Origin of the sequence: Streptomyces sp. NBC_00872 (genome assembly GCF_045161915.1) — a bacterium.
Taxonomy (GTDB): Bacteria; Actinomycetota; Actinomycetes; order Streptomycetales; family Streptomycetaceae; genus Streptomyces.
Map to the genome: position 1 here is coordinate 7853465 of NZ_CP108806.1, position 24982 is coordinate 7878446.

The window sequence follows — 24982 nt, forward strand, 5'->3', positions numbered from 1 at the left end:
GTCCGGTTCACACGGACGTGAGCCGCTTCAGGTCGGTGGCGTACTTGGTGATGAGCGACGGCGACAGCTGGGGTATGTCCTCGGCCGGGCCGATCTTGGCCGCCTGAACAGCGGCACGGAATCGGACGGACGGAATGAAGGACCCACGGATGACTTCTTCGGGCTGCTTGAATCCATGGATGAGCGGCAGCGCCGAATACTGCCGCTGCTCTTCGGGCAGCGCGCGCATGGCCGCCTCGAACCGGGCGAACCAGTCTCCGTAGTCGTCCACCCGCTCGATCCGGTGACCCGTATCGTTCAGCCAGTCCACGAAGACGTCGAGCGATATTCCGTCGTCGTGCGGATTCACCAGACTGAAGGTCCGGTATCCCTCCGTGCTCCGCCCGCCCAGTCCCACGACGGACGCGGCGGTGAAATCCACGGGCAGACCGTCGTAGTGAGCGCGCTGGGGGTTTCCTTCGCCGTCGGTACGGTAGAAGGAACGCGGCGCGATACCGGTGGCGATGACGCTGAAGAGAAGGCGCGTGAACATGTCCGGCACATTGAGCTGTCCGGTGTACCGGCTGTGCGCGAGAATCATGTTCGACCGGAAAGTGGTGACCGGGAGGCCGCACAGATCGTGTGCTTCCCGGAGCAGGACTTCCCCGGCCCACTTGCTCGTCGCGTAACCGCCGGCGTAACCCTCATGGATCTGCTGGACGGGAATGGCGACCCTTACGTCGGAGTCCTCGTCCAGGGCCGGCTGTCCGGCCCGGGAGGTGGCGACCGCCACGCTGGATATGTAGGTGAACGGCTTGATCCGGCTTGTGATCCCCAGCCGGATGAGCTCGGCGGTTCCCAGGACATTGGCTTCGAACAGATTGTTGTACGGAAGGACATGGTTCACCAGGGCGCCGGCATGGACGATCAGATCCACGTCGTCGGACAACCGCTTCCAGGTCCGGTCGTCCAGACCCAGCTGCGGCTCCGCCATATCGCCTGCCAGGACTTCCAGATGCCCGGCGGCCAAATCCTGGAACGTGCGGACCAGATCCGCGTCTCCACTGCTGAAAGCCTCGTCGAGTCGTTTCCTGGCCGCGGCCGCGTCCCTTCCGCGCACCACGCAGATCAGTTTCCCGTCCGTCCCGGCCAGCCGCTCCAGCCATTCCAGGCACAAGAAGCGGCCGAGATAGCCGCTCGCCCCTGTCAGCAGCACGGTCCGGGGTGTTCCGGTCGGACGGGGAAGACTCCGGGCGTCAGCGATCGTCCCCTCATCGATGAACTTGCCCAGGGTGAGGTCCTTGGCATAGACCTCGGTACTGTCCTGGCCGTGCACGGACGCGAAGGTGGTCTGTGTCAGCCCGGTCTCGCGCTTTGTCTCGATGTAGTCGGCCACCTGCTGGAGGTCGTACGCCGGGCTGATGACCATGTCCACGGGGACGCGGATTCCGAAGATGTCATGGAGGAGATTGGAGAAAGTCACCGCGGACAGGGAGTCCCCGCCGAGGTCCCTGAAGTGCGCGGTGGGACTTATCTCGACCATTGAGCTCGCGAGCAGCGCCCGGGTGGCCCGCTGGATCGTTTCCAGTACGGGCCCTTCGGTACCCGCACGGCGCACCTCGGCCAATTCCTCGGTCTCGCGCGCGGTGATGTTGGAGTACAGCTTTTCGAGGCGCTTTCCGTACCGCGCCAGGAGTTGGGGCCACAGCAGCTTCCTGTGGTCCGAGAGAAGGCCGTTCGCCTGGCTGAAGGGTTCGGTCTCGATCAGGAAGTCACGCGGAATCTCATAGGAGTTGAGTTCGGCTTCCTTCGCGATCTGCTGGAAGGACTCACTGAGAAGCTGCTTGAGGGTGTCACTCTCCGCGCCGAACTGGTCGAGGGCGTCCGGAGTGGGCACGACCACGGCGAGCAGATAGGACCGTTCGCTGTTGCCGTACACGAAGATCTGCCTGACCAGGGGACTGAGGGCGAGGATGGCCTCCAGACGCGAGGTGGCCACGAACTCGCCCTGCGAGAGCTTCAGCACGTTCTTGCGGCGGTCCACGATGATGAACTGGTCCGGCCCGAGCTCCGCGACGATGTCGCCCGTCTTGTAGAAGCCGTCCTCGTCGATGATCTGCGTCGTCAGCTCGGGCTGTTTGTAGTACCCGGGGATGATGGCATCGGTCTTCAGCAGAAGCTCTCCCCGGGGGTGCGGAGAGTCCGTCCGGTAGTAACCGAGCTCGGGCACATCGATGAGCTTGTAATCGATCACCGGCGGGCGCAGCAGCTTGTTGTCGACCGAGATGACGGCGGCCTCCGTGGAACCGTAGAGGATATGCAGCTTGAGATCCAGCAGGGACTCGATGAACGCGGCCAGTTCCACGGAAAGCGGCGCGGAGCCGCAACTGGCCCAGGTGAGACGGCCGCCAAGGAGATTCTTACGCATCTCCGCCTTGACTTCCGACTCGATCGCATGGCGGTCCGCACCGGCTGCCGCACGCCGGTCGAGTTCGCTCTGGTACTTCTGGAACAGCATTTCGCATACTCGTGGCACCAACGACAGTTCCGTAGGACGTGCCAGTGCGATGTCCTCGAAGAAGGTCGACAGATCGCTGCTCGCCGTGAAGTAGCTGGTCCCGCCGCGCGCCATGCTGTTCTTCAGCGAGGAGTGTCCCGCGACATGGCTCATCGGCATGTAATTGATATTGACCGCGTGCGTGTCGGAGAAGAGTTTCGACCAGACGCCGCCCCACATCGCACGCGCCAGCCGTTCGGTGTACATGGCGCCCTTCGGCGTCCCCGTACTTCCCGACGTGTAGATGAGCAGAGCCAGCGGATCCTCATTGTCGGCGGGCGTGAACAAGGGCGCCGCGGGCAGCGTGGAGCCGCGTTCGAGAATGTCCGACAGGGACTCGACGGCCACATCGCGGCCGGCCTGCGCCAGGCGCTCGCGGGCGGAGGTGAACTTCTCGAACTGATCGTTCACTTCCGGATGGTAGTCGAAGACCACCAGGCGCCGCGCCGACGTGTTTCTCAGTATCAATTCGACTGCGACATCGAGACGTTCGATGCTTGCGGCGACGATGAACGGTTCGATCTCGCCGACTATCGATTCCAGCTGCGACAGAGGGGAACTTGTCTGGAGCGGGACGGTGACCGCGCCGAGATGGATACAGGCCAGATCGACCGTCGCGTAATCACGGCTCGCGAAACCGAGGATGGCGACCCGCTCGCCCGCGCGCAACGCATGTTCTGGATTGTGGTGCCATTCATTTGCCACCGCACGGACACGACCCCACAGTTCGGTGAAGCTGGTCGTTTCGTATCGTGGCAGCAGACGGAGTGAAACGCGTCCCGTGTCGGGGTCGGGCGTGAACTCCTTGGCGCGTTCACCGACGGCGGGCCGGTCCGCATGGCGTTCCATTACATGTGCCAACGTTTGCGCAAGCCGCATTCTGGGTCTCCGCATCGCATCACTGGCCGACTTTTGCCCGATGCTACCCAGCGTTGTACCGGGTCCTGGAATAAACAATCGACGATCTGTCATGTCGGCCGGTTGGGACCGGGCGTTCCCCGGATCGCCGGGGGGTGCCCAATCTCCTTTGATCTTGCCGTAGTCGCTGGTCAGGCGATGAATAGGACCATGGCATACGGCGAGGCGGCCCGGCGGGTGCGATATCGCGCCAGGATCAGTAACGGTCCTTACTGGGCGAGCTGTTGCCGTGGTAACATTTGTACGATGCATGTGGATATGCCTGTGCCGTTTTCAAGGCCGAGTGCGTAGGCAGCGGTGGCCCCGGCGGTGCCCTCCCGGGTGCCGATCCGCGCAGGGCGCGATCCAGCCAGGCCTTATGACGGTCGACCCGGTATCAGGGTCCTCTGTCATCGCTCTATGGCATGTTCACGTGCGTTTCACCCATCGCTCATCACCCTCCCGGAGCGCCCCATGGCCAAGCAGGATCGTGCCGTACGTACGCGTCGAGAACTGATCCGTTCCGCCGCAGAGGTCTTCGGCCGGGCCGGATTCGCGGATTCCTCCGTCGCGCAGATCTGCGCCCGCGCCGGTGTCAGCCACGGCGCGCTGCACTTCCACTTCGGGAACAAGCGGGCCCTGGGGGAGGCGGTCGAGTCCGCCGCGGCCCAGACACTGCTGTACATCACGGGGAACGTCCCGCTCAGGCACCCCGCGCCGCTGCAGCTCCTCGTCGACACCTCGCACACGCTGGCACACCGGCTCTCCTGCGATCCGGTGCTGAGGGCCGGGTTCGGCCTCGGCAGCGACGCGACCTGGCAGGGCGGTATGAATCTGTGGGAGCAGTGGCAGGACTGGGTCCAGCTCATGCTGACCGTCGCCAGGGACCAGGGCAGTCTGGCCGCCGATGTGGTGCTCGACGATGCCGTTTCCGCCATTACGGCCGTGATAGCGGGGGTCGAGGTGCTGGGGCGCAGCGACGCCCACTGGCACTCACGCCAGGCGGTCACGCCGTTCTGGCGGCTGATGCTGCCGCAGCTGTCGGCGGAGGCGGTACGTACCCAGATCGACGCGACGGGAAGCCGCGCGGCGCCCTTGAGGAAGCGCGAGTGGCCCTTGGACGAAGTCCGGGGCGGTGGCGGCGGGATGACACGGGCCTGCGACGCGCTGTCGGGCTGCTGACGGCCCGGACGGGCCTTGCGCGGACGACATGGCGGGCGGGGCAAACCCCGCTCGCGCCGGGAACGGGCCTGCCAGACTTCGCCCATGAGCAGAGATCTCCTCTCCGGCAAAGTCGCTCTCATCACAGGGGCGAGCAGCGGTATAGGTGCGGCGGCGGCACGGGTGTTCGCCGAGGAAGGCGCCGCGGTGGTCCTCACCGCTCGCCGGGAAGACCGCCTGGCCACCCTGGTCGGCGAACTGCGCGACAAGGGGGCGCGAGCCGCCTATGTGGTGAGCGATGTGTCCGTCGCCAAGGAAGCCGCCAGGGCGGTGGACTTCGCGCTGACCGAGTACGGACGCCTTGACGCGGCCTTCAACAACGCGGGAATCGGCGGGGACCGCACCCCGCTGCATCTGATGTCCGACGATGTCTACGACAGCATCATGGACACCAACGTCCGCGGTGTCTTCAACTGCTTACGGTACGAGTTAGCGGCGATGCTGGAGCACGGCGGGGGTTCCATCGTCAACAACAGCAGTGTGGGCGGCCTGGTGGCCATCCCCGCCGCCGCTCCATACATCGCCTCCAAGCACGCGGTCATCGGCTTCACCAGGGCCGCCGCCGACGAGTACGCCAAGCAGGGCATCCGGGTGAACGCGGTGGCCCCCGGAACCACACGAAGCGAGATAACTGCCGACTGGTTCGGCCGTAACCCCGGCCTTGAGGAGCTGGCCAACTCGGTGACTCCCCAAGGACGGACGGCGGAACCGGAGGAGATCGCGGCGGCGGCCGCCTGGCTGCTCAGTGACCGATGCCCGTTCCTGACCGGCACCGTGCTGCCGGTGGACGGCGGCTTCGTCAATCAGTGAGCCGGCCGAAGCCCGTGAGCCGAGAGAAGACGGTAAGCCGGTCGAAGCCGGTAAGCCGGCCGAAGGGGATGAGCGGGCCTATCCGGGCCGCGCGCTCGTCCTTCGCCGCCTCACCCCGTCGAAGGTGACGCGGAACGCCGATTCCCCGTCCTGTGTGCCGCCGACCCGGACGGCACACCGGCCGGGGCCGGGCGCGGGCAGCGGTTCGGCCTCGATCCAGCACGGCCGGTCGAACTCGACATACCTGTCGTAGGCGATGGCGACCCGATCCGCCATGAAGGGCGCCGGGGCCAGCAGAGCGTGTGCGGCCTGGTAGGCGGCCTCCAGCAGAGCCAGTCCCGGCACATGGTCCACGGGATGGTCGAAGAGCAGATGGTTGCCTATGTCGTTGCGCAGCAGCCAGCGGTGCGGCCGGCCGCCGGGCGCGAGGACCACGTCGGTGGTGGAGGCCCGGCCTGCGAGCTCGGTGTCTATGGGCGCCGGGAGCGGCCAGGCTCCCCAGTCGACGGTGAGGTGGGCGCCGCGCACCCGCCGGTAGACCGACGGTGAGATCCAGCGGAATTCGGAGTTGGCCCGAGCCACCGTGGCACCGCCCCGGAGGATATGGAAGCTCAGACGCAGAGAGCTGGTGGCGCGTCGGCTGCTTCCCGTCCCCGACACGGTGATCCGGACCTCCAGCGTCGAGGCCCGGTCGCGAGGAGTGCGGAAGCCCGGGGTGACCGTGAAGTCGAGTGTGCCCAGCATGGTTTGGTGGGTCAGCGGAACGTCGTACGCGGCGTGCGCGATCACCAGACCGCTCTGTCTGATGGTCTGCGTGAGTAATCGTGGATCGTACGGCAGGTCCTCGTGGACGGCGGGCCATCGGACACCCACCGTGAACTCATGGGCGCCGACACGTTCCCAGCCCGTGACGAGTATGGATTCGTCGCGCTTCAGATGCGCGTAGGCGCCGAGAAGAGCCGACGGAGATGTCGACGGCGGTGTCGACGAAGGTGTCGACGGCGGTGTGAATGGACGCGGTGCGAGAGCGAAGTAGTGCAAGGTCCCCCCTTGGACCGACTGGCCTGCGCATGGACTGACCGGCCTGCGCCCAGCTCAGTGAAATGTGGCTGTTAAAGTACCGGCTCTCCGTCCGGTTTCCACCCAAGGTAAATGCGAGTTCACGCATTGGTAAAGAGAGAGTCTGAGGAGGCGTGAGGTGGTGAGGCAGGAACGTGCGATCCAGACCCGCAGGATCATCCTTGAGGCCGCTGCCGAGATGTTCAACGAGCTCGGATACGACGCCACCACCATCGGCGGTCTCATCGAACGGATCCAGCTCACCCGCGGTGGCCTGTACTTCCACTTCACCACGAAGGAGCAGCTCGCGCGCGGTGTGCTAGACGAGGCGGTGACCATGGAAGGACTCGCTCCGCAGGCCTTCAAGCTCCAGGAGTGGGTGGACCTGGCGCTGCTCCTCGCCTACCGCCTGCCCAGGGAACCACTGCTCAGCGCCTCGGTCCGGCTGTCCGTCGACGTCAAGGCCCGTGGTCTTCTGGGCACCCGCTGGCCCGACTGGATCGCTGTGGGGGAGGAGTTGCTCACCGAGGCCAAGGAGCGGGGTGAGTTGCTCGTGCATGTCGACCCGGGCGACACCGCCCGGCTGCTCGTCGGAGCGTGGACCGGGGTACAGCAGATCACCGAGACTCTGCCGGACCACGACCTGTCCCAGGAGATCTCCTGTCTCTTCGAACTCGTTCTTCCCAATATCGCCAGCGCCGGCGTGCTGGCGAAACTGGACATCTCCCCGTACCGCGCCGAGCGTCTCCTCAAGGCGGCCGGGAACTCGGTGGGTTCTTCCCCGTCGCCGTGAGGCGCTCCTGACCTGACCTGACCTGACCTGGCGTCGCGTCGCGCGGTGGGCACAGGCATCCTGCTTTCCGGTGACAAGGCAAACGCCTTCTTTCAAAAACCTTCAGCGCGACCTGTTTTTCCCCGGCGACTACCGATGCACCGGGGACCGGTGGTGTGTCGGCCGAAACGGTACGCGGTATTCCGCGTGGAGATTCGTGCAGGTCGCAACAGATCTCCTGGCCGCAGCAGGGCAGTCGTTTCCTGTGAGGGCCTGTATAAAGAAACGGGACAGCAGTCCTCTTTTGGAGGCTCGGGGTTGACGGCACCGATGCGGCGCGGTGCTTCGCTCCGCCTGGCCGGAGTGGCGTGTTACAGGGGGATCCACGATGCGAGACCTTCATCGGCATGCGTGCTCGGACGAGCAGTTGACCGTCCAGGCGGCTCTGGACCCGGAGCTCCGCGAGTGGCTGTTCGGCTCGTTGCAGCGCAGCGGGCAGCGGGTCAAGGCCGAGCAGTATGTCCGTGGTCTGCTGTCGGTGCGGGGGCGTAAGACGCTGCGGAGCATCGCGGCGCAGCTCGACGGCGCCGCGGCGCAGCAGAGTGTGCATCACTTCATCAGCACATCGCCCTGGGAGTGGATGCCGGTACGGCATGCCCTCGCCCGGCACGCGCAGCGGACGCTGGCACCGGACGCCTGGGTGATCAGGCCGACGCTGATACCCAAGGCCGGGTCCCACTCCGTCGGCGTCGACCAGCAGTCTCTGCCGTTGGGGCGGGTCGTCAACGGGCAGCGCGCGGTGGGGGCATGGCTGGTGTCCGGCCGGTCCGCCGTGCCCGTCGACTGGCAGTTACGTCTGTCCGCCCGCTGGATGGCGGATCCGTTGCGGCAGCGCGCGAGCGTTCCCCCCGATGCCGCGGTCGCCACCGTCGAGGAGTGCGTCCGTGTGGCGGTGGCCAATGTCCTGGGTATCAAGGACGTGCCGCGCGGGCCGGTTGTCGTGGATGTCGCGGACGTGGACGCCGTGTCGATCGCGCGCTTTCTCTCGTCGATGGGGATTCCGTTCATCGTTCGTGTGGGTCCGGACGCGCAGTTGCGGCTCGACCGTTCGGAACTGCCCAAGTACGGCGGCCGGGAGCGCACGGCGGGGGAGCTCGCGGAGTCCCTTCCCCGGCTCCGGCAACAGGTGAACCCGGGCGACGGGCCCACGACGGCGGTGGCGATCCCCGTGGTGGCATCGCCTTCGCGGAGCGACAGAATGCTGCTGCTGGGCGAGTGGCGCCCGGTCGGTCATCCGCGCCGGCGGCTCTGGCTCACCAACGCCGAGGTCTCCTCCGCCGTCCCCGCCCTGCGGCTCACCCGGCTGCCGGGCGTCGTCGTACGGGACTTCGCCGCGATCTCCGAGTGTGTGGGCGTGCGGGATTTCGCGGGTCGGTCGTTCCCGGGCTGGCACCGTCACATCACGCTCGCCTCTGTCGCCCATCTTGTCGCCGCCCTGGAATTACGGGGCCCGGCGGCGGGCACGAGCCCGACCGATAGGTGACGTGAGCCACACTAACGGGACTACCGTCCGGTAACATGACACTCTCGCCCCGCGTGTGATGGCTCCGCCGCGTCCGGTCCTTAATGTCAGGTCCGGGACAGCAAGCACCGTCACGGGCGTCACACGCGTCGGAACAGGAGCTGCGTCGTGCGGTTCAGCCTCATCGGTCCTTTCCGGATCACCACCGATGGCGGACGGACCCAGGCTCCGAAGTCGCTGACACCCCGTCCGATGCCCGCTGTGCCGGCGCTCCAGCCCCGCGAGACGACGGCCACGGAAAGCCACACCCCCACCTGTCGGTCACACACCGCGCCGCCACGAGAACCGTCACCGGACGGACTTTCCGGGCGTCTCGCTCCGGGCATCCGCAGTCGCCAGCCGACCGGAACAACCGGACCGAACAGGAACGGGACACCCCCATGACGCATTCCTCCACCCGCCCGATCGCACGAGGCGCACGTGCCCCATTTCAGTCCAGTTCCCACGATGTGCTGTTCGCCGAACTCTGCTCGATCCTGTTCACCTCACTGACCCGTAGCGACCAGTGCAGAAAAGGCATGCTGTACTTACGTGGCTTACTGGAGACCCAGGGACGCAAGTCGATACGCAACATCGCGGCGCTGCTCGGTGAGCAGGCTTCGGAGCAGAACCTCCATCACTTCATCTGCGATTCCACCTGGGACTGGATCCTGATTCGCCGGGCGCTCGCCAACTACTGGGTGGGTATCTCGCCTCCGCAGGCCTGGGTGGTACAGCCGATGATCATCCCCAAGACCGGACACCACTCGGTAGGAGTGGACAAGCATTTCTTCCCGACCTTGGGACAGGTGCTGAACGCGCAGCGCGCCATCGGAGTCTGGGCGGTCTCGGAAGAGATGAGCACTCCGGTGAACTGGCGTCTTCATCTACCTCAGGCCTGGCTCAAGGACGACCTCCGCCGGAGTCAGGTGTCGATTCCGGACGGAGTGGCCGCGGAGACGCTGAGTGAATGCATGATCGAGGCCTGCCTCGAAACCACGAAGCGATGGGGGCTGCCCGTACGGCCCGTTGTGCTCGACATCGGCGAGGCACACGCGGCAACGATCGTCGAGAGACTCGGCGCCACGGGCATGCCCATCCTCGCGAGAGTCGGCGGCGATCTCCGTCTGGCGGTGGCGGATTCCATTCTTCCCGGCCATGGGGGCAAGTTACTGCCCGCGTACCAGATCATGAGCCTGGCCAAGGACATGCGGCGGCCGGTCATGGGGAAGGACTCCGGTCCGGAGACGGCGAGACGGATGAATCTGGCCGCGACCGTCCGAGTCGGTCTGCCTTTCCCCTCCGCACAGCCAGGGCCTATGGAGGGCGGGCACACCGCGGGACGCGGGGAGTTGGTGCTGCTGGGGACAGGAAAGGACGGCGGCCGTTGGCCCGCGGAACTGTGGCTGACCAATCTGACATCCATGTCGCCCGCATCCCTGCTGAGACTGAGCAAACTCACCGGAAAGGTCGACCGGGACTTCGCGGAGATCGCGGACCGGGTGGGTATCCGGGATTTCACGGGGCGTTCCTTCAGCGGGTGGCACCGTCATGTCACACTCGCCTCGGCCGCTCACGCGGTCGTCGCGCTCGCCAATTACACCCGGTGACCGGGACACGGTTCTTCTCCGGCGGTCGCACCAGGCTGTGCGGCCGCGGTGAATACCGGACCGCCGGGCTCGACGGCGTGGACGAGACCGGCCCGGTGCGTACCCGCTGTGTCGCTCCTTCATCCGGCCTTCCGCGCGGCGCCCCTGGCTGTTGGCGTGCTCGCCCCCGTACATGGCTGGGATGGCCCTCGGATCTTGTGGACACCGTGCCGTGGAGCCGGGCCATACCGAGCGCCAACCTGTAAGGGGAAATCATGTACGACCAAGACGGAAAGCACCCGCGCGGAGCCGGTGCGGACCGCCGAATTCTGCGGACACGTATCGCGCTGGGCGCGGCCGTCGTGCTCGCTGCTGTCAATCCCCTGACCCTTTCCGGGGCGGCGCAGGCCGTCGCCCCGGCCGCGCCCGTCGCGCTCTCGGCTCCCGCTCCCACTTCCGCCTCCGCCTTCCAGCAGACGCGGTGGGAGACGGACACCGTGGCGCCCGGCGTGCAGGTGCGCACCGGTGTCATCCAGAACAAGGGCGTCACGCCGGTCTGGACGGTCACGATCCAGGCTCCCGCCGTCAACCGGCTGACGGGCGCGGCGACCTGGGCCCCGCTGGGCGACCGCGCCTGGGCCGACACCACCGAGCGCGGGCTGCGCGCCGCCGGGTTCGAGGCGCGTGCGGAACGGGTCGTGTGGGACGAGTACGCGGACACACCGCGCGGCACCATGGGCTGGCAGGTGCGGGTGGGCTCGTACGCCACCCAGGCCGAGGCCCAGAGCGCCAACCAGGCTGTCACGGCGGGCGGTTTCCGTACGGCCGTGGAGTGGACCGGCTACGACGGCAGGCAGCTCGCCGACCGGGAGAGCGTCCATGTCGCGGTCATCGACCCGGCCCGCTTCCGCGGCTCGGTGGCGAGCACTCATGACGGCAATGTCGCGGACCGCGAGACGACGTCCTCCGTCGCCGTGGAGAACGGTTCCCTGCTCGCCGTCAACGGCGGCTTCTTCATCACCTCCGACGCGGACGGCGTGCAGGGCACGGTGGCCGGTATCGCCGCCTACGACGGCGAGTTGGAGTCGATGGCCGTCGGCTCCCGCGCCGCGCTGATCCTGGCGGACGGCGGGCGGCACCCCCGGATAGCCGATCTGTCCACCACGGTCACCGCCCGGGGGAAGTCCTCCACGTACGCCGTGCAGGGCATCAACCGGCTTCCGGGAAAGGTGCGCAACTGCGGCCGTCCCGGTGGTGTCCCCACCGGACTGGCCCGCCATGACACCACCTGCTCCCTCCCCGACGACCTGGTGAAGTTCACCCCGAGGTTCCGTGCCGCCCTGCCCGAGGGCGCCGGTACCCAGGTCGTGCTCGACTCCAAGGACCGCGTGGTCTCCGCGGGCCCGCGCGGCGGTACGGTCCCGGCCGGCGGGTCCGTCCTCCAGGGCATCGGCGGCGCGGCCGACTGGCTGACCGCCCATGGCCGCGAGGGCGAGCGGATCCCGGTACGAGAGGTCATCCGCGACTCCGCGGGACGGCAGGTCGAACTCGGCGCGCACGACAGCATCGTCAGCGCCGCGCCGACGCTGGTGAAGAACGGCCGGATCGCCATCGACGCCGCCACCGAGGGCACGCTCGACCCCCTGGACCTCTCGTTCGGCTTCGCGTGGTCGAATGTGCGCCAGCCCCGGACCATGGCCGGTATCGACGGGCACGGGCGACTGCTCCTGGTCACTGTCGACGGGCGTCAGCCGGGCGTCAGCGAGGGGTTCACACTGGCGGAGGCCGCGCGCTTCATGCGTTCCCTGGGCGCGGAGCAGGCCCTCAACCTGGACGGCGGCGGCTCCAGCGCGATGGTGGTCGGCGGCAAGCTCGTCAACATCACCTCGGACGCGACCGGTGAGCGCGCCGTGGGCGACACCATCCAGATCCTGCCGGCCCGCCGAGGCTGACCGGACCCACCCACCGCACAGGCGCCCGGCCGGGGATTTCTTCCCCGGCCGGGCGCTGTTGTTTCAATCGTTGAATACGACTTTAGAGAACTGCTTCCGTGCTTTAAATCAGATAAGGCGACCATTCGTTAATTCGCCCTTTCGGCCAGTCGGGCCGGATATTCATTCTTGAGTGGTTCAGCCCCATCCTTGTACGCTGATGTGCTCAAGTGCGCAACCACCCACGTGCAAAGGGAGTTCAGCATGTCTGAGAACACCACGGCCGACGAGTTCGGCGAGCTGGATGACCTCCAGGTCATCGAGTCCTCCGAGCTGAAGGTCGGCGGCGCTTTCCACGCGTTCCGTTTCAAGTCGCTGGTCGAGGCCTCTCAGGAGGACTAGTCCGGTCCGGCGTGGGGCCAGGTCCATGTCTGGCCCCACGCCACATCCACTGTCGATCGCATATGTATCCGGATTTCGAGATGGCCTGGGGGAGTGGAGAATGGTGGACGCGGGTCCGGTCGATGTGGTTCTCATTTTCCCTCCGCAGACCGAAGCGCGCCTTTTCCCCTATCTCAGTCTTCCCTATCTGGCCGGGCATCTGCGCGCCCTGGGCCGGACGGTGCTTCCGGCCGATCTGAATCTCGGGCTCTTCCATGAACTGCTCAAGCCCGGACCGCTCCTGAGGGCGCGTGACCGCCACCGGACCGCGGACGGGACGCGTTCCTGGTACCGCGCCGCCATGGCCGAGACCGCCGTCGAGAATCTGGAGCGACTGCGCGGCCATGTCCTCACCAAGGAAGGCTCGGGCTCACTGGGCCCCGCCCGAGCCGTACGGCTGGCCAACCAGGCGGTCGAACTGATCCTGGAGGACTCCTTCCTGACCCGTGCGTGGAGCGGTCTGGACGTCCTGGACGAGCAGGTGGGGAAGGTGGGATCGCTCGGGGAGGACGCCCTCGACGAACCCACCGCCACGCTGCGCCGGCTGGTGAGACATACCCTCACCGGCGCCCGGCCACGGGTGATCGGTCTGTCCGTCGCCTTCTTCAGCCAGCTCGCACCGGCGCTTCTGATCGCCTCCTGGGCACGCGAGTTCATGCCGGACGCCCGGATCTGGCTCGGTGGCCAGCAGGTGATGCTCAGACATGAGGAGCTCGTCCGGCTCTCCTCGGTCGGCGACAGTGTCGACGCCCTGTGCGTCACCGCCGGCGAGGAGCCTCTGGCGGCGGCGCTCGACGCGTTGGACGGTGGCACGCCCGAGGACGAGGTGCCCGGGGTCGTCCGGATCGGCGGCCGGGGCGGCGACGGCCGGGGCGGCGGTGAGGTCCTGCCGGTACGGATGACGTTCCGCGACACGGGTCCGCCGGACTTCGCCGGACTCCCTCTGCGTTCCTATGTCGCCGAGGATTTCCAGCTCGCGATCGTCTCCTGCGTCGGCTGCTACTGGGGACGGTGCGTATTCTGCTCCTACGGCAACAGATCGCTGCCGAAAGGCGCGTATCAGCAGGGCACACCGAAGCAGATCGCCGACGCGGTGGAAGCGACGGTAGTGCGGCACGGCGTCGACTTCGTGGCCGTCGTCGACGAGAACACCAATCTGCGGCTGATCGCGCAGGCCATGCGGGAAGTGCGCCGCCGGGGCCTGCGAGTGACGTTCAGCACCCGGAACAGACTTGAATCCGTTCTGTTGGACGAGGATTTCTGCCAGGAACTGGCGGATCTTGGCTGCGTTCTGATGAGCGTCGGCTATGAGACCCGTACCCAGCGTCTGCTCGACCGTATGGACAAGGGCGTCATCTCCGACGACTACCAGACCATCGTCGACAATGTGGTGGGCGCCGGGATCAACCTCCGGCTCTCGGTCATGGGCGGTCTGTTCGACGAAACCCAGGCCGAGGCGGAGGCATCACGGACATTCCTCCAGGACAACGAGACCAGAATCGGAATCGATGTTCTCCAGCTCATGGTGGCGGAACCCGGCACACTGCTCTCCGCCGAGCCGGGGCGCTACGGTGTCGCTCTCGACCGCTCGGGACCGCTCACCGCGAACCCCGAACTGAACTACCTGGGCGGACGGCACGGTCTGCCGATGACAGCGCCGGGCGGTGCCGGACGCGCCGAATCGCTGCGACGGCTGACGGACACCTTCGAGACGGTCAAGCCGCAGGGCAACGACGCGCTGCCACCCCATCTGCGTCGCACCGAGGGCGGCGTGACCCCGATCTGGCGGGCACGACTGCGCCCTTGGGCGCGCCCCGTGCCGATGAGCGCGGCCGACGCGTTGACCGGCGGCGATACGCGGTCGTTGCTGCTGGCCGATCTCGTCTGGCAGCAGATCTTCGCTCTCCCCCGCGAACACATCGGTGTCGCGGAGGAAGCGGCGGACGTACTGACGGCGCGCACCGAGCCCGGAGCCAAGCTGCTGGGCCGCCTTGTCGCATCCGATACCGCCGTCCGCGTACCGCTCACGGCCTCTCTCGTCGCACGGAGCTCCTCATGACTGTCCATGTGCCACCGGCCGCGGGGTCCGCACAGGCCGCACGGACCACACCGGCCGCACGGGCCGCACCGGCTCCCGGGGCCTCCGCGGCGGAGCGGGCGAACACCCGGCTCGGACTGGGCGTGGGCATGGATCTGCCCTGGGGCGAGAAGACCGGATTCGCCGAGACCGCCGAGGGCGGTGATGTCACCCCCCGCGTAAGGGCGTTCCTCAAGCGCCATGCCGGCCACTTCGACTACTCCTTCTTCGCGTTCCAGCCCCGTAACAGGGCCAGGCTGCGCGCCACCGACTATGTGCGCGCCTACGACCGTCTCTACGAGGCCATGCCGGCGGGAGCGCCCCGCGCCTTTCACCAGACGCTGCTGAACATGGGAACGCCCGAGGTGTACGACCGCCGTCCGGTCACCGACTTCACCAATGAGCTGCACGCGCGCTACGGATTCTCCTGGGTGGTCGAGGACCTGGGCATCTGGAGCCTGCGCGGTCGGCCGCTGCCGTACCCCCTGCCGCCCGTCATGACCGAGCGCGGTCTGGAACTGGCGACCGAGAACGCCAGACAGACCCGTGAGCTGCTGGAACCGCCCCTGCATGTCGAATTCCCCGGGTACACCGAAGGCGGTTCCTTCATCCTGGGCGGCCTCGACGGCTTCGACTACTTCAAGCGCCTCGCGGACGACGCGGACGTGTGGGTCACCCTGGATGTCGGCCACATCCTGAGCTACCAATGGCTGCGGGGCCGTACCGGAGAGTCCATGTACGACGAGATCGAGCGGCTGCCGCTGGACCGCTGCCGCGAGCTGCACCTGTCCGGCTGCCAGATCGTCGGCGGGAAGTTCCGGGACCTTCACCACGGGATCCTCCTGGACGAGCAGCTCGAACTGACCCGTCATCTGCTGCCCGTATGCCCGAATCTGCTCGGGGTCACCTATGAGGACCCGGTCTACGGTGAGGACGGCGTGCTCATCGAGAAATCCCGTCGCAACTACGAACGTCTGCGTCTCCTCGTCGCCGAATGGGCCGCGTGCCCTGGACGGAGCGCCTCATGACGACCGCCACGGGACCCGGACTTGACGGCGGCGACCTCTCCGGCGATGACCTCTCCGGCGGCGACCTCTCCGGTGATGAACTGACGGAGCTGCTGCTGCGGCTGCTCACCGACGACGACTACCGGGAGCGCCTCGGCGAGCGGGGCGCCGGGGAACTGGCTAGGAACGACGCCGAACTCTCCTGTCTGAGCAGTATCGACCAGCGGGAACTCGACTACACCGCACGGCGGTTCCGCGGCAATCTCTGGAGCGGCGAGGGGGCCGGCGGAATCGCCGGGGCGTTCCCGCGCTCCCTCACGCTGCTGGAACGGGCGGGCTGGACCCGGAAGCGGCTGCTCGCCGGATTCGTCCGGTCACCCGAGTTCGACGGCTACCGGGTCGTGCCCTACGCGGGCGAGGGGACCTCGTTGGAGGAGGCTTTCGCGACCTTCGCGATGAGCTTGTCCCCTGGGCCCGCCGATGTGGAGCTGCCCGCGCCTGCCGATGTGGAGACGGCCGCGCCCGCCGGTGTGGCGACGGCCGAGTCCGATGACGCGCGAATGGCGCGGACACTGCGGTGCACGCTCCAGCACGAGATGCTGCTGGCGGTGTTCACCGCGCTGGTCCAGGAACGCCCGGTCGCCTTCCGGGTCGGCATCGAGGGCGTCATGCCCACCGACAACGGCCACGCGGTCCTGCGCCGCTATCCGGCGGAGGTCCTCACGGGCTGGGGCACGGCGGTCCCCGGCGATGGCGGAGAGAGGTGGTGTCTGTACTCGGCCACGCCCCGGGGCGTGGCTTTCGGGCCTGTCTCGTGGAGGGTGGCCGACGCGCTGTCCCGCCCCGGAGAACCGGCGGCGGAGAAGGTCCGGGAAGCCCTGCGGATGCGAGGTATCTGGTGACATCGCTCGAAGAGGCGGGTGACGGTCTGACCGTGGTGCCGGAGCACGGCCATGTCCTCCCGGTCTGGGACGTCCGGGAGTTCCGTGAGGAGAGACTGCTCTTCTTCGACCGCCATCTCGATCTGAAGCATGTGCCCGAGGACGACTGCGCGGCACTGTCCCGGCTGCGCGGACGCCCCCGCGACCTGGCCGCCGAGTGCAGGCGCCTGCCCTTCCGTGAGCCGGGGCACGGCCGTTACGGACTGGACGACTTTCTCTATCCGGCGCTGGCCGGCGGCTGGCTGGCCTCCGTGTGCTGGGTCGTCCCCGGCGCGGCGGGCCGTGACCCCGCCGCGTCGCTGCTGGGCGCCCTGAGTCTCGTACCGCACGTGGGCCGGCGGGTGATCGAGACCTTCTCCCGGGAGCCGTGGGGCGTCCGGGCGGAACTGCCCGTCGGCACCGTCTCCTGCACCGGTCTGCCCGGTCTGGGGCCGGAGGTCCTGGACGGGATCACCGCGGCCGACTTCGATCTCGACTTCTTCGTCGACAGTGACGGCACCGTCGACCACACCGTCGGCGAGGTGACGGCGAAGCTCGGCGGGGCGAGGACGAAGATCCGCAGTTGGAGCGGCTCCATGAGTGTGTCCAGCGGATTCGTCCCGCCGGAATTCACCTCACTGGCAGGCGAACTGGCCGATGAACTGGGCATGACGTTACGGGCGCCCACGGCGGACACGTTCATCCGGGACGGGTACAGCGCCTCGCCCGAGCGCAGCCTGCTGGCGGCCGCGCTCGGCGCGCCGGTCGCTCCGGCGGAACTGGCCCGGCTGTGGGACGGGGAACTCGCGGGCATGGGCCCGGAAGGGGTCACCCTGCGTGCGGTCCTGGACGCCCAGTCGGGCCGGATCGACGATGCCGTCGACGGTGTGCACCTGGCCCGTTCGCTGGGAGCCCACACCACCTGGCCCGCCTATAGGGCCGGGATCGCGGCCATGCGGGCGGGGCGGCACGGCACCGCCCTCGAATTGTTCGACCTCTGCACCGAGCGGATCTCCGACACCCTGGACGCCCACGCGAGCCTCCTGGGAGCGATCTGCGCGCTGCGCCTCGGCAACGGTCCCGACGGGGTACGGCGGGCCCGCCGCACGCTGGAGGTCATCCCCCTGCACCGTGAAGCGGCCGATCTGCTCGCCCTGGCCGGCCGCCGAAGTGGCGACGCCGCGGCGGAGCGCGAGGCACAGCGGCACGCCGGAAGTCTCGCGGAGGTGTGGAATGGCTCCTGACAGCGGCATCCGCTCCTCCGGCATCCACCCCACAGGGCCCCTCCCTCCGGGAGCGTCCACCGGCGGCTTCCTCCCCGGTATGAGCCGGGACATGTTCTTCGGCGAGTATTTCCGCCGCAAGCCGTTCGTGCTGCGCGCCGCCACCCGGGGGCTCCTCGACCCGCCTCTGACTGTCGCCGAGTTCGACGGCATCCGGGAGCGGATGGTCCGCGAGGATCCCGTACAGGTCGTCGAACGTCCGGGCGAGGCCTGGTTCGTACGGGTCGCGGACCTCGCCAGTCCGCGGCTGGCCGCGCTCAGCGACACGGTCCGGCAGACCCTGGACTGGCCGAACGTCTGGTGCGACGCGGTCCAGACCCTGGCGCCCTCGGGCATCGGCTGCCACTTCGACGACAGCGACAACTTCGTGCTCCAGCAGGAAGGCACCAAACGCTGGCAGCTCTCCCCGCCGTCCGGCCTGCCCGAGGACTCGCTGCGGCGCCGTATGGTCGGCGACCACTCGGTCGGCACGGCCTATATGCCGGACGACGCACTCGAATTCGTGCTCGCGCCCGGGGATATCCTCTATCTGCCGATCTTCTGGAGTCACTGGGGAGTCAGTGACGGCCCTTCCCTGAGTGTCAGCGTCGCCCTCAACTCGGCCAATGCCCTGGACTCCGTACTTCCCCTGATCGCCGAGGAGTTGAGATCACAGCGAGCGTGGTGGCAGCCGCTGCCCGCCGGCCGGGACAGGCTCGACACGCTGTGGGACAGCCTCACCGATCCCGCACTGCGAAGCCGGATCCGGGCCGCCCTGCGGGAACGGCACCGAGCCGGAGTCGCACACGGCCTGAGCGCGCAACGGACCGTCGCCGCGGGCGCGGGCGCGGGCGGGGGCGCGGGCGCGGGCACGGACGCGGGCGGGGGCGGGGGTACGGCTACGGGCACGGACGCGGCTACGGGCACGGACGCGGGTGCGGGTACGGAAGACGAGGCGTCGGGCGGCGCCCGGCCGTCGCCCCTGTCCCTCTCCCTGGGCGGCGGGGCGCTCCGCGAACTGGCCAGCCGGCCACGGGAGCTGCCGAAGGCGCGGGACCTGCTCTCCGGTCCCACCTCCGCGGGCCTCTGGGCATCCGCTCGCGGTGAGCACACCCGTCACGTGCTCATCCGGCTGCTGCGTCTGCTGCGCCACCGGAGCGCCGACTGGGGCGGCCGGCCGGACATCCGGCGAACCGCTCGGACGGTGATCGGCCTGCTGGCGGCGGCCGATGAGCGGGAACTGGCGGAACTGGGCCGCCACCCGGTCCTGTTGGGGGCCGTACGACGCGCGGAACACGAGGCCGCCGCCGACTACCGGCAGACCGGTGACGAGTTCGTTCCGCAGGTGGCGTCCGTCCTCCTCGGGCTCGCCGTCCGGCATCCCGAGGTGCCGGCGGGCCACCCGCTGACCGTCGCCCGATCCGATCCGGGCGGGATCGTGGCGTTGCTGCCCGGAGAACGGTGGTCGGCCCGGGGTGAGTTGGCCGAGAACGCCGGTGTGCGCTTCGAGGAGACGAGCGGCGTCCCGTCACTCCGTACGGCCGACGGCACCTGGCACCCCGCCGTCGTGGAACCGCTGGCCACGGTCCCCGGCTCCTCGCTCCATCTGCTGGAGAGGGCTCATGGCTGGTGGGACCAGGCCGGTCCGCACGGTGTGTCCTGGCACTGCGGGCGACCGCCCACCCCCACCGCGGACCTCTCCGCCCGCGCGGCGGACGCCGTGGCCCTGCTGGCCGACCGCTGGCCCGAGGCCCTGGCCGCCGCCGAGGCACAGCTGCTGGTCTTCACCCAGCCCGGCACGCCGGACGAATGGCTCTCCTCGCCCCCCGACGAACCGGCGTCGGCCCGGACCCTGGCCGCCGGTCTGGTGACCGTGCTCGCGCGGGCCCAATGGCGGCTCATCACCGACCTGTTCCCCGACCCGGAGCAGCCGCTGCCGCCGCTGGAGTCCCCATGGGACGGCTCGTCCCGCTCGGCCAAGTGGGTGTGCGGACAGATCTTCGCGGCGAATACGCGGAACGAACTGAGCCGCCGTCTGCTCGGCCGGGAGACCGGAGCCGTCGGCGTGGCGGCCGACGGGGAACGGGCGGCGGCCCTGGTCCTTGAGGAGCTGTCAGGACCGCCACCGGATCCGGACGGCTGGTTCGAAGCCTTTATGACGACACAGAAGCAGGGCCTATGACGACATACGAGCAGGACCGGACAGGGGACAGAGCACCTCGATGACATCCGCCGACACCACCGGGACGACCGGTTCCTGGCGCGCAGTGCTGCGCGATCCGACGTTCGCCCGGGTATGGATCAGCCAGTTGACGAGTTCGCTGGGTGACCAGATGTTCCCGTTCGCCATCGCCACAACGGTGCTCATCGAGGACGACAGCGTCACCGGGTTCGGGGCCGTGCTCGCCGCCCGCGCCCTGGGCATGGCTCTGTGCGTGCTCATCGGGGGAGTGGTGGCCGACCGCTTTCCGCGTATCAGGATCATGTGGAGCGTCGACGTACTGCGCGCCGTCGTCGTCGCCGGTGCGGCGATGGCCGTGCTCGGCGCGCCGACATGGGCGCTCGCGCTGCTGGTGCTGCTGGTCGGCGCGGGAGAGGCCTTCTTCGACCCGGCCTACGAGTCGCTGCTTCCCCGGATCGTCCCCAAGCGGCAACTGGAAGCGGCGAATTCACTGACCACGGCGACCGAGCGCACGATCGGCATCCTAGGCCCCACGGTGGCCGGCGCGGTGGTCGCGTTGATCGGCGCCCGCAGCGCGCTGCTCTTCGACGCCGCCACCTTCGCGGCCAGCGCCCTGCTGCTGCTCGGTGTGAAGGAGAAGGCCAGGACCAAGACCAAGGCCACGGCCACTGCCACTGCCACGGCGGAGAAATCCACGGAGCCGGCCGGGAAACCCGCGGAGTCGGCCTGGGGCGGTTCGGTGATCCGAGAGGTGCTGGAGGGATTCCGTGAGGCCCGGTCGCGGCCATGGGTCTGGGCGATCCTGCTGATGTCGTTGTTCCATGTGCTGACCACCGTCCCGGTCTGGTTCGTCCTGCTGCCGGAGCGGCTCCTGCGATCGACGTCGGACACGGTCGCCTACGGGGTCGTACTGGCCGCCTTCTCCGCGGGCGCGCTGATCGGCGGGATCCTGGTACGTCGCGGGATTCGCAGCGGTTCCGGCACGGTGGCGCTGCTCTCACTGCTGCCGTTCGGGCTGGCGGTGGGGCTTCTCGGGGTGACCAGTTCCGTTCCCGTACTGACCCTTGCCGCGATTCCCGCCGGTGCCGGGCTCGCTTCGTTCCAGGTGCTGTGGATGAGTGCCCTCCAGCGGACCATTCCGGATGAACTCCTGGGCCGCGTCATGTCGTTGGACTGGCTGTCCTCCACAGCGGCGGCGCCGGTCGGCTACGCGCTGGTGGGGCTCGCGCTCGCGAAGGTGCCCGTATGGGTGATCACGCTGACCGGTGCCGCGCTGTTCGTGGTGAGCACGCTGGTACCGCTCCTCGTATCCGGCGTACGGGAGTTCGGCGGGCGCGCGGCGCCGGACTCCCATCCGGAGGCCGAGGCCGAGGCCGAAGCCGAGGCCGGGCGTCCGGTGGTGAGCGAGGCCTGACGCGTGGACGAGGGCGCGTATCGCGGGGTGACGGTCTCCGGTCCGTCATCGGAACCGGCGATCACCGAGCGGGCCACCGGTCGCGACGAGGACGCTCCGCCGACGGGACCGGCCCGGGTGCGTGCGACGGCCCTCGCGGTGCACCGTACGGCTCGGGAGATCGCCGAGCGCGTGGGAGCGGGAGAGGCAGGGGTCGTCGCCCGAGTGGGCCGCCGCACGGTGAGCCACCGGGCGAGCGGCAGAGAGAGATGCGGGACGAGCGGCGGGACGAGCGGCGGGACGAGTGGCGGGGAGAGCCGTCGGGCGGACGGTGTCGCGGGCGGCGAGGAACCGGTCCGGCGGATCCGGCTGGAGACCCTCGTACAGATCCAGGTGCCCACGCCAGGCCGGCCGGTACCACTGCTGTGGCAGTGGGCCGGTGCGGATCCGGTCGCCGCGTTGCGGTCGGCGGCGGCCCAGGTGGCGGGTGAGATCCGAGCCGCCTCGGCGGCCGTGCCCCTGGAGGCGGAGTTCACGGGGGCCGTGGTGCTGGCTCCCGAAGTCGCGGTGCACTTTGTCCACGAGACACTCGGGCACAGCCTGGAGGCCGACAACTACCGTCACTACGCGGCACGTTCGGGGCTGGAGCTGGGCACGCGGGTCGGTACGGAAGCTCTCACCGTGCTGGACGGTCCGGCCGAGGGACTGGAGACCTCGTACCGGTGTGATGACGAAGGGACCCTCGCGACCGCGACACCGCTGGTGGACGCGGGAACGGTGGCGGGTGTGATGACCGACGCCGCGGAGGCGGCCCGCCAGGGACTGCCGCGTACCGGCAACGGCCGACGGTCCTTCGGGGCCGGACTCGTCCAGCCGAGGATGTCGGCCCTGCGGGTGACCGCGGGGGCCACGCCGTCCGCCGACCTGATCCGGTCCGTGCGGCGCGGGCTGTACTGCCGTGGCGCGTGGGGCGGTGGTTCGGTGGAGGAGATGTTCGTGGTCCGCCCGGCCTATGCGGAGTGGATCGAGGACGGTGAACTCACCGGGGTGCTCGTCCGCCGTCTCGACATCAAGGGCCGCAAGACAGCCGCGCTGCGGGAGCTGCGCGAGGTGGCGGACGACCCGGTTGTCTTCAATCCGGTCACCGGCTGCGGCAAGAACGGGCAGGAGCTGCCGGTCAGCGTGGAGAGCCCGTCCATGTCTTTCGGCCGGCTGACCGTGGTGCCGATGCGGGGCGCGTCCGCGAACTGAACCGTCCGTCGGCCTGTCCTCGTTCGGAGGCTGACTCAAAGACGGTCGTCATGATCGGCCCGAGTGATTGACTTACGCGCATGTCGACGAAACTCGGGGTGTCCCGACCCGACCAGGCCGCCTATATGCTGCGGGCCGCCGCCGGCGATGCCGGTCGTGCGTACAAGCGGGAGCTGATCGACCTGTTGGACGTACGGCCGGGTCAGACCGTGCTGGACGTGGGATGCGGTCCGGGCACCGACCTGGCCGCGCTGGCGGAACGCGCCGGTGAGCGGGGCTCGGTGATCGGTGTGGATCGTGATCCCGCCATGCTCGCCGAGGCCCGTCGGCGTACGGAACACCTGCCTGGTGTGGAGATCCGCGAGGGGGACGCCCATGCCCTTCCCGTCGAGCCGGGGACGGTGGACCGGGCCAAGATCGACCGGGTTCTCATGCACGTCGCCGAACCCGCCGACGTACTCGTACAGCTGCGTCACGCCACCCGGCCGGGCGCTCTGATCGGTCTTGTCGAACCCGACTGGGACACCCTGGTCGTCGACGCGGAAGACCTGGAGACAAGCCGCGCCTTCACCCGCTACACCACCGCGGAGGTGGTACGTCACGCCACCATCGGCCGCCGCCTTGCCCGCCTCGCCGAGCAGGCGGGCTTCGGCGTCGAGACGGTCCGCGCCACGACACCGGTGTTCCGCGACTTCCAGGACGCGGACCACACGCTGGGACTCGGCCGCAATATGCAACAGGCCATCGAGGCCGGCCATATCGACCGGGACCGTGGCCACCGCTGGTTCGCGGACCTCTCCCAGGGGACGTTCTTCGCGTCGTTCTCCCTTGTCAGCGTGATCTGCTCCCGCTGAGCTATCCGGCAAGTCCGCACACCTCGTGGCGTCGCGTCCTTGCCGCGCCGATGGGGGCACGGCGCGGCAAGGACGCGGAGGCTACGCCGGATGTGGCGTCACCGTCAGCCCCGGGCGACGGCGATGGCGCCCTTCAGGCGTTCCCCCGACTCGTAGACCATGTAGGGCACTCCGTCCTGTGTGCCGAAGCTCGGGGCGGCGCTGCGACCGTTGTCGGGGGCTCCGGCGGAGGAGTTGTAGAACAGACCGAGGTGGTCGCGGCGTGTGAAGTCGGCGCCGACCTCGGTGATCATAAGGTCGCCGCCGCTCTCCTTGTCCTTGTTGTAGACGACGAACGCGCTGCCGTCGCGGGTCAGCAGATGCGGACCCCCGATGTTCACCGCGCCCACGTCCGCGTGGCTGATCAGCGGCTTCTGATCGAAGGTCCACTGACGGCCGTCCGGGGACCAGCCCCAGCAGATGTCCCGGTGGTTGGTGGTGTTGTTCAGCATGAAGAGCATGACGAAGTGCGCGTTCCTCGCGGGCAGTTCGTGCGCGAAGACCCGGGCGTACGAGGTCTCCGTCGTCCCCGCCGGCATCATCGAGGTGGACAGCACCACCTTGTCGTAGGTGAAGTTGACGCCGTCCTTGGAGCGGGCCAGCCGGGTCGTGGTGTTCTCGCCGTGGAAGTACAGCCACATCTCCTTGGCGCTCTCGTTCCACATGACGTGCGGGGACGAGACATGGCTGACGGAGTAGTGGGGCTGCCAGCTGTTGGACACGATCGGGTTGCGCGGATACTCGGTGAACGGGCCCTCGATGGAGTCGCCGTAGGCGAGGCAGATACCGCCGGGCGCGTCGTGCGGCGCGTAGTACAGGTAGTAGCGGCCGAGCGGGGCCGCCAGGCGTCCCGAAGCGCCGCGTATGCAGGGGAAGATGATCTCGCCCGTGGGGTTGTACCTGAGCTGTGAGGGCGTCAGGAGCGTCTTGACGTAACGGTAGTCGGGGAATCCGCCGGGAGCGGCGGCGGCAGCAGGGGCCGGAGCGGCAGGGGCCGGAGCGGCGGCAACGGGGGTGCCGGCGGCCGGGGCGGCCGACGCGGCTTCCGCCGTCGCGCCGACGGCGATGACCGCCGAGGTGGCCATGGCGCCACGCAGGAAGACCCGGCGGCTGGGGTGGTGCGGCTCGATCATGGGGGACTCCGTCCTGGGAGTGATGTGCCACAGGTGGGGTGTGGGGA

The 24982-nt window shown here is 68.6% G+C and carries 18 protein-coding genes; 15 read left to right on the forward strand and 3 right to left on the reverse strand.

What is annotated here, in order from left to right:
- Nucleotides 1-7 precede the first annotated feature (7 nt).
- Nucleotides 8-3508 (reverse strand): carboxylic acid reductase, encoded by a 3501-nt coding sequence (gene car, locus OG214_RS33670; RefSeq protein ID WP_405986848.1) that lies wholly within the window; start codon nucleotides 3506-3508, stop codon nucleotides 8-10.
- Between the two features lie 399 nt (nucleotides 3509-3907).
- Here car and OG214_RS33675 point away from each other — a divergent pair, with 399 nt between their 5' ends.
- Nucleotides 3908-4615 carry a ScbR family autoregulator-binding transcription factor gene (locus OG214_RS33675; protein WP_363082155.1) on the forward strand — a complete coding sequence of 236 codons (708 nt, stop codon included), beginning with the start codon at nucleotides 3908-3910 and terminating at the stop codon, nucleotides 4613-4615.
- Nucleotides 4616-4699: 84 nt separating this feature from the next.
- Entirely contained in the window at nucleotides 4700-5464 is a 765-nt protein-coding gene (locus OG214_RS33680; RefSeq protein WP_382859585.1) for an SDR family NAD(P)-dependent oxidoreductase, read from the forward strand.
- Nucleotides 5465-5542: 78 nt separating this feature from the next.
- On the opposite strand, the gene OG214_RS33685 is transcribed toward OG214_RS33680, so the two are convergent.
- Nucleotides 5543-6505: a ScbA/BarX family gamma-butyrolactone biosynthesis protein gene (locus OG214_RS33685; protein ID WP_405986849.1), complete on the reverse strand. Its 963-nt coding sequence runs from the start codon at nucleotides 6503-6505 to the stop codon at nucleotides 5543-5545.
- 157 nt (nucleotides 6506-6662) lie between these two features.
- Between OG214_RS33685 and OG214_RS33690 the strand changes: the two genes are divergently transcribed.
- From OG214_RS33690 to OG214_RS33750, 13 genes are all read left to right on the forward strand, one after another.
- On the forward strand, nucleotides 6663-7316 hold the full coding sequence (locus OG214_RS33690; RefSeq protein ID WP_405986850.1) for a ScbR family autoregulator-binding transcription factor: 654 nt from the start codon (nucleotides 6663-6665) through the stop codon (nucleotides 7314-7316).
- Nucleotides 7317-7683: 367 nt separating this feature from the next.
- Nucleotides 7684-8838 carry an IS701 family transposase gene (locus OG214_RS33695; RefSeq protein WP_405986851.1) on the forward strand — a complete coding sequence of 385 codons (1155 nt, stop codon included), beginning with the start codon at nucleotides 7684-7686 and terminating at the stop codon, nucleotides 8836-8838.
- A gap of 419 nt (nucleotides 8839-9257) precedes the next feature.
- Complete coding sequence (locus tag OG214_RS33700; RefSeq protein WP_405986852.1) at nucleotides 9258-10466, forward strand: IS701 family transposase; 1209 nt, start codon at nucleotides 9258-9260, stop codon at nucleotides 10464-10466.
- Nucleotides 10467-10720: 254 nt separating this feature from the next.
- On the forward strand, nucleotides 10721-12397 hold the full coding sequence (locus OG214_RS33705; protein ID WP_405986853.1) for a phosphodiester glycosidase family protein: 1677 nt from the start codon (nucleotides 10721-10723) through the stop codon (nucleotides 12395-12397).
- A gap of 243 nt (nucleotides 12398-12640) precedes the next feature.
- Nucleotides 12641-12778: a hypothetical protein gene (locus tag OG214_RS33710; RefSeq protein WP_363082162.1), complete on the forward strand. Its 138-nt coding sequence runs from the start codon at nucleotides 12641-12643 to the stop codon at nucleotides 12776-12778.
- A gap of 100 nt (nucleotides 12779-12878) precedes the next feature.
- On the forward strand, nucleotides 12879-14876 hold the full coding sequence (locus OG214_RS33715; protein WP_405986854.1) for a B12-binding domain-containing radical SAM protein: 1998 nt from the start codon (nucleotides 12879-12881) through the stop codon (nucleotides 14874-14876).
- Nucleotides 14873-15922 (forward strand): DUF692 family multinuclear iron-containing protein, encoded by a 1050-nt coding sequence (locus tag OG214_RS33720; RefSeq protein WP_405986855.1) that lies wholly within the window; start codon nucleotides 14873-14875, stop codon nucleotides 15920-15922. Before OG214_RS33715 ends, OG214_RS33720 begins: the two co-directional genes overlap by 4 nt.
- Nucleotides 15919-16803, forward strand: a complete 885-nt coding sequence (locus OG214_RS33725; RefSeq protein WP_405986856.1) for a hypothetical protein — start codon at nucleotides 15919-15921, stop codon at nucleotides 16801-16803. Before OG214_RS33720 ends, OG214_RS33725 begins: the two co-directional genes overlap by 4 nt.
- The gene (locus OG214_RS33730) at nucleotides 16800-18065 is read left to right on the forward strand and encodes a hypothetical protein (protein ID WP_405986857.1); all 1266 of its coding nucleotides are present in this window, start codon (nucleotides 16800-16802) and stop codon (nucleotides 18063-18065) included. Before OG214_RS33725 ends, OG214_RS33730 begins: the two co-directional genes overlap by 4 nt.
- Entirely contained in the window at nucleotides 18055-20265 is a 2211-nt protein-coding gene (locus OG214_RS33735; RefSeq protein WP_405986858.1) for a JmjC domain-containing protein, read from the forward strand. Before OG214_RS33730 ends, OG214_RS33735 begins: the two co-directional genes overlap by 11 nt.
- A gap of 40 nt (nucleotides 20266-20305) precedes the next feature.
- A complete protein-coding gene (locus OG214_RS33740) occupies nucleotides 20306-21679 on the forward strand; it encodes an MFS transporter (protein ID WP_405986859.1) in 1374 nt (457 codons plus the stop codon).
- Between the two features lie 3 nt (nucleotides 21680-21682).
- Entirely contained in the window at nucleotides 21683-22909 is a 1227-nt protein-coding gene (locus OG214_RS33745) for a metallopeptidase TldD-related protein (RefSeq protein ID WP_405986860.1), read from the forward strand.
- A gap of 80 nt (nucleotides 22910-22989) precedes the next feature.
- The gene (locus OG214_RS33750) at nucleotides 22990-23763 is read left to right on the forward strand and encodes a methyltransferase domain-containing protein (RefSeq protein WP_405986861.1); all 774 of its coding nucleotides are present in this window, start codon (nucleotides 22990-22992) and stop codon (nucleotides 23761-23763) included.
- 104 nt (nucleotides 23764-23867) lie between these two features.
- On the opposite strand, the gene OG214_RS33755 is transcribed toward OG214_RS33750, so the two are convergent.
- The gene (locus tag OG214_RS33755) at nucleotides 23868-24935 is read right to left on the reverse strand and encodes a hypothetical protein (protein ID WP_405986862.1); all 1068 of its coding nucleotides are present in this window, start codon (nucleotides 24933-24935) and stop codon (nucleotides 23868-23870) included.
- Nucleotides 24936-24982 lie beyond the last annotated feature (47 nt).

Coding starts and splice junctions, on each gene's coding strand:
- OG214_RS33735 (WP_405986858.1), top strand. CDS start 18,055: ATGGCTCCTGACAGCGGCATCCGCTCCTCCGGCATCCACCCCACAGGG.
- OG214_RS33705 (WP_405986853.1), top strand. CDS start 10,721: ATGTACGACCAAGACGGAAAGCACCCGCGCGGAGCCGGTGCGGACCGC.
- OG214_RS33675 (WP_363082155.1), top strand. CDS start 3,908: ATGGCCAAGCAGGATCGTGCCGTACGTACGCGTCGAGAACTGATCCGT.
- OG214_RS33720 (WP_405986855.1), top strand. CDS start 14,873: ATGACTGTCCATGTGCCACCGGCCGCGGGGTCCGCACAGGCCGCACGG.
- OG214_RS33740 (WP_405986859.1), top strand. CDS start 20,306: ATGACATCCGCCGACACCACCGGGACGACCGGTTCCTGGCGCGCAGTG.
- OG214_RS33725 (WP_405986856.1), top strand. CDS start 15,919: ATGACGACCGCCACGGGACCCGGACTTGACGGCGGCGACCTCTCCGGC.
- OG214_RS33755 (WP_405986862.1), bottom strand. CDS start 24,935: ATGATCGAGCCGCACCACCCCAGCCGCCGGGTCTTCCTGCGTGGCGCC.
- OG214_RS33750 (WP_405986861.1), top strand. CDS start 22,990: ATGTCGACGAAACTCGGGGTGTCCCGACCCGACCAGGCCGCCTATATG.
- OG214_RS33700 (WP_405986852.1), top strand. CDS start 9,258: ATGACGCATTCCTCCACCCGCCCGATCGCACGAGGCGCACGTGCCCCA.
- OG214_RS33710 (WP_363082162.1), top strand. CDS start 12,641: ATGTCTGAGAACACCACGGCCGACGAGTTCGGCGAGCTGGATGACCTC.
- OG214_RS33695 (WP_405986851.1), top strand. CDS start 7,684: ATGCGAGACCTTCATCGGCATGCGTGCTCGGACGAGCAGTTGACCGTC.
- car (WP_405986848.1), bottom strand. CDS start 3,508: ATGACAGATCGTCGATTGTTTATTCCAGGACCCGGTACAACGCTGGGT.
- OG214_RS33715 (WP_405986854.1), top strand. CDS start 12,879: ATGGTGGACGCGGGTCCGGTCGATGTGGTTCTCATTTTCCCTCCGCAG.
- OG214_RS33680 (WP_382859585.1), top strand. CDS start 4,700: ATGAGCAGAGATCTCCTCTCCGGCAAAGTCGCTCTCATCACAGGGGCG.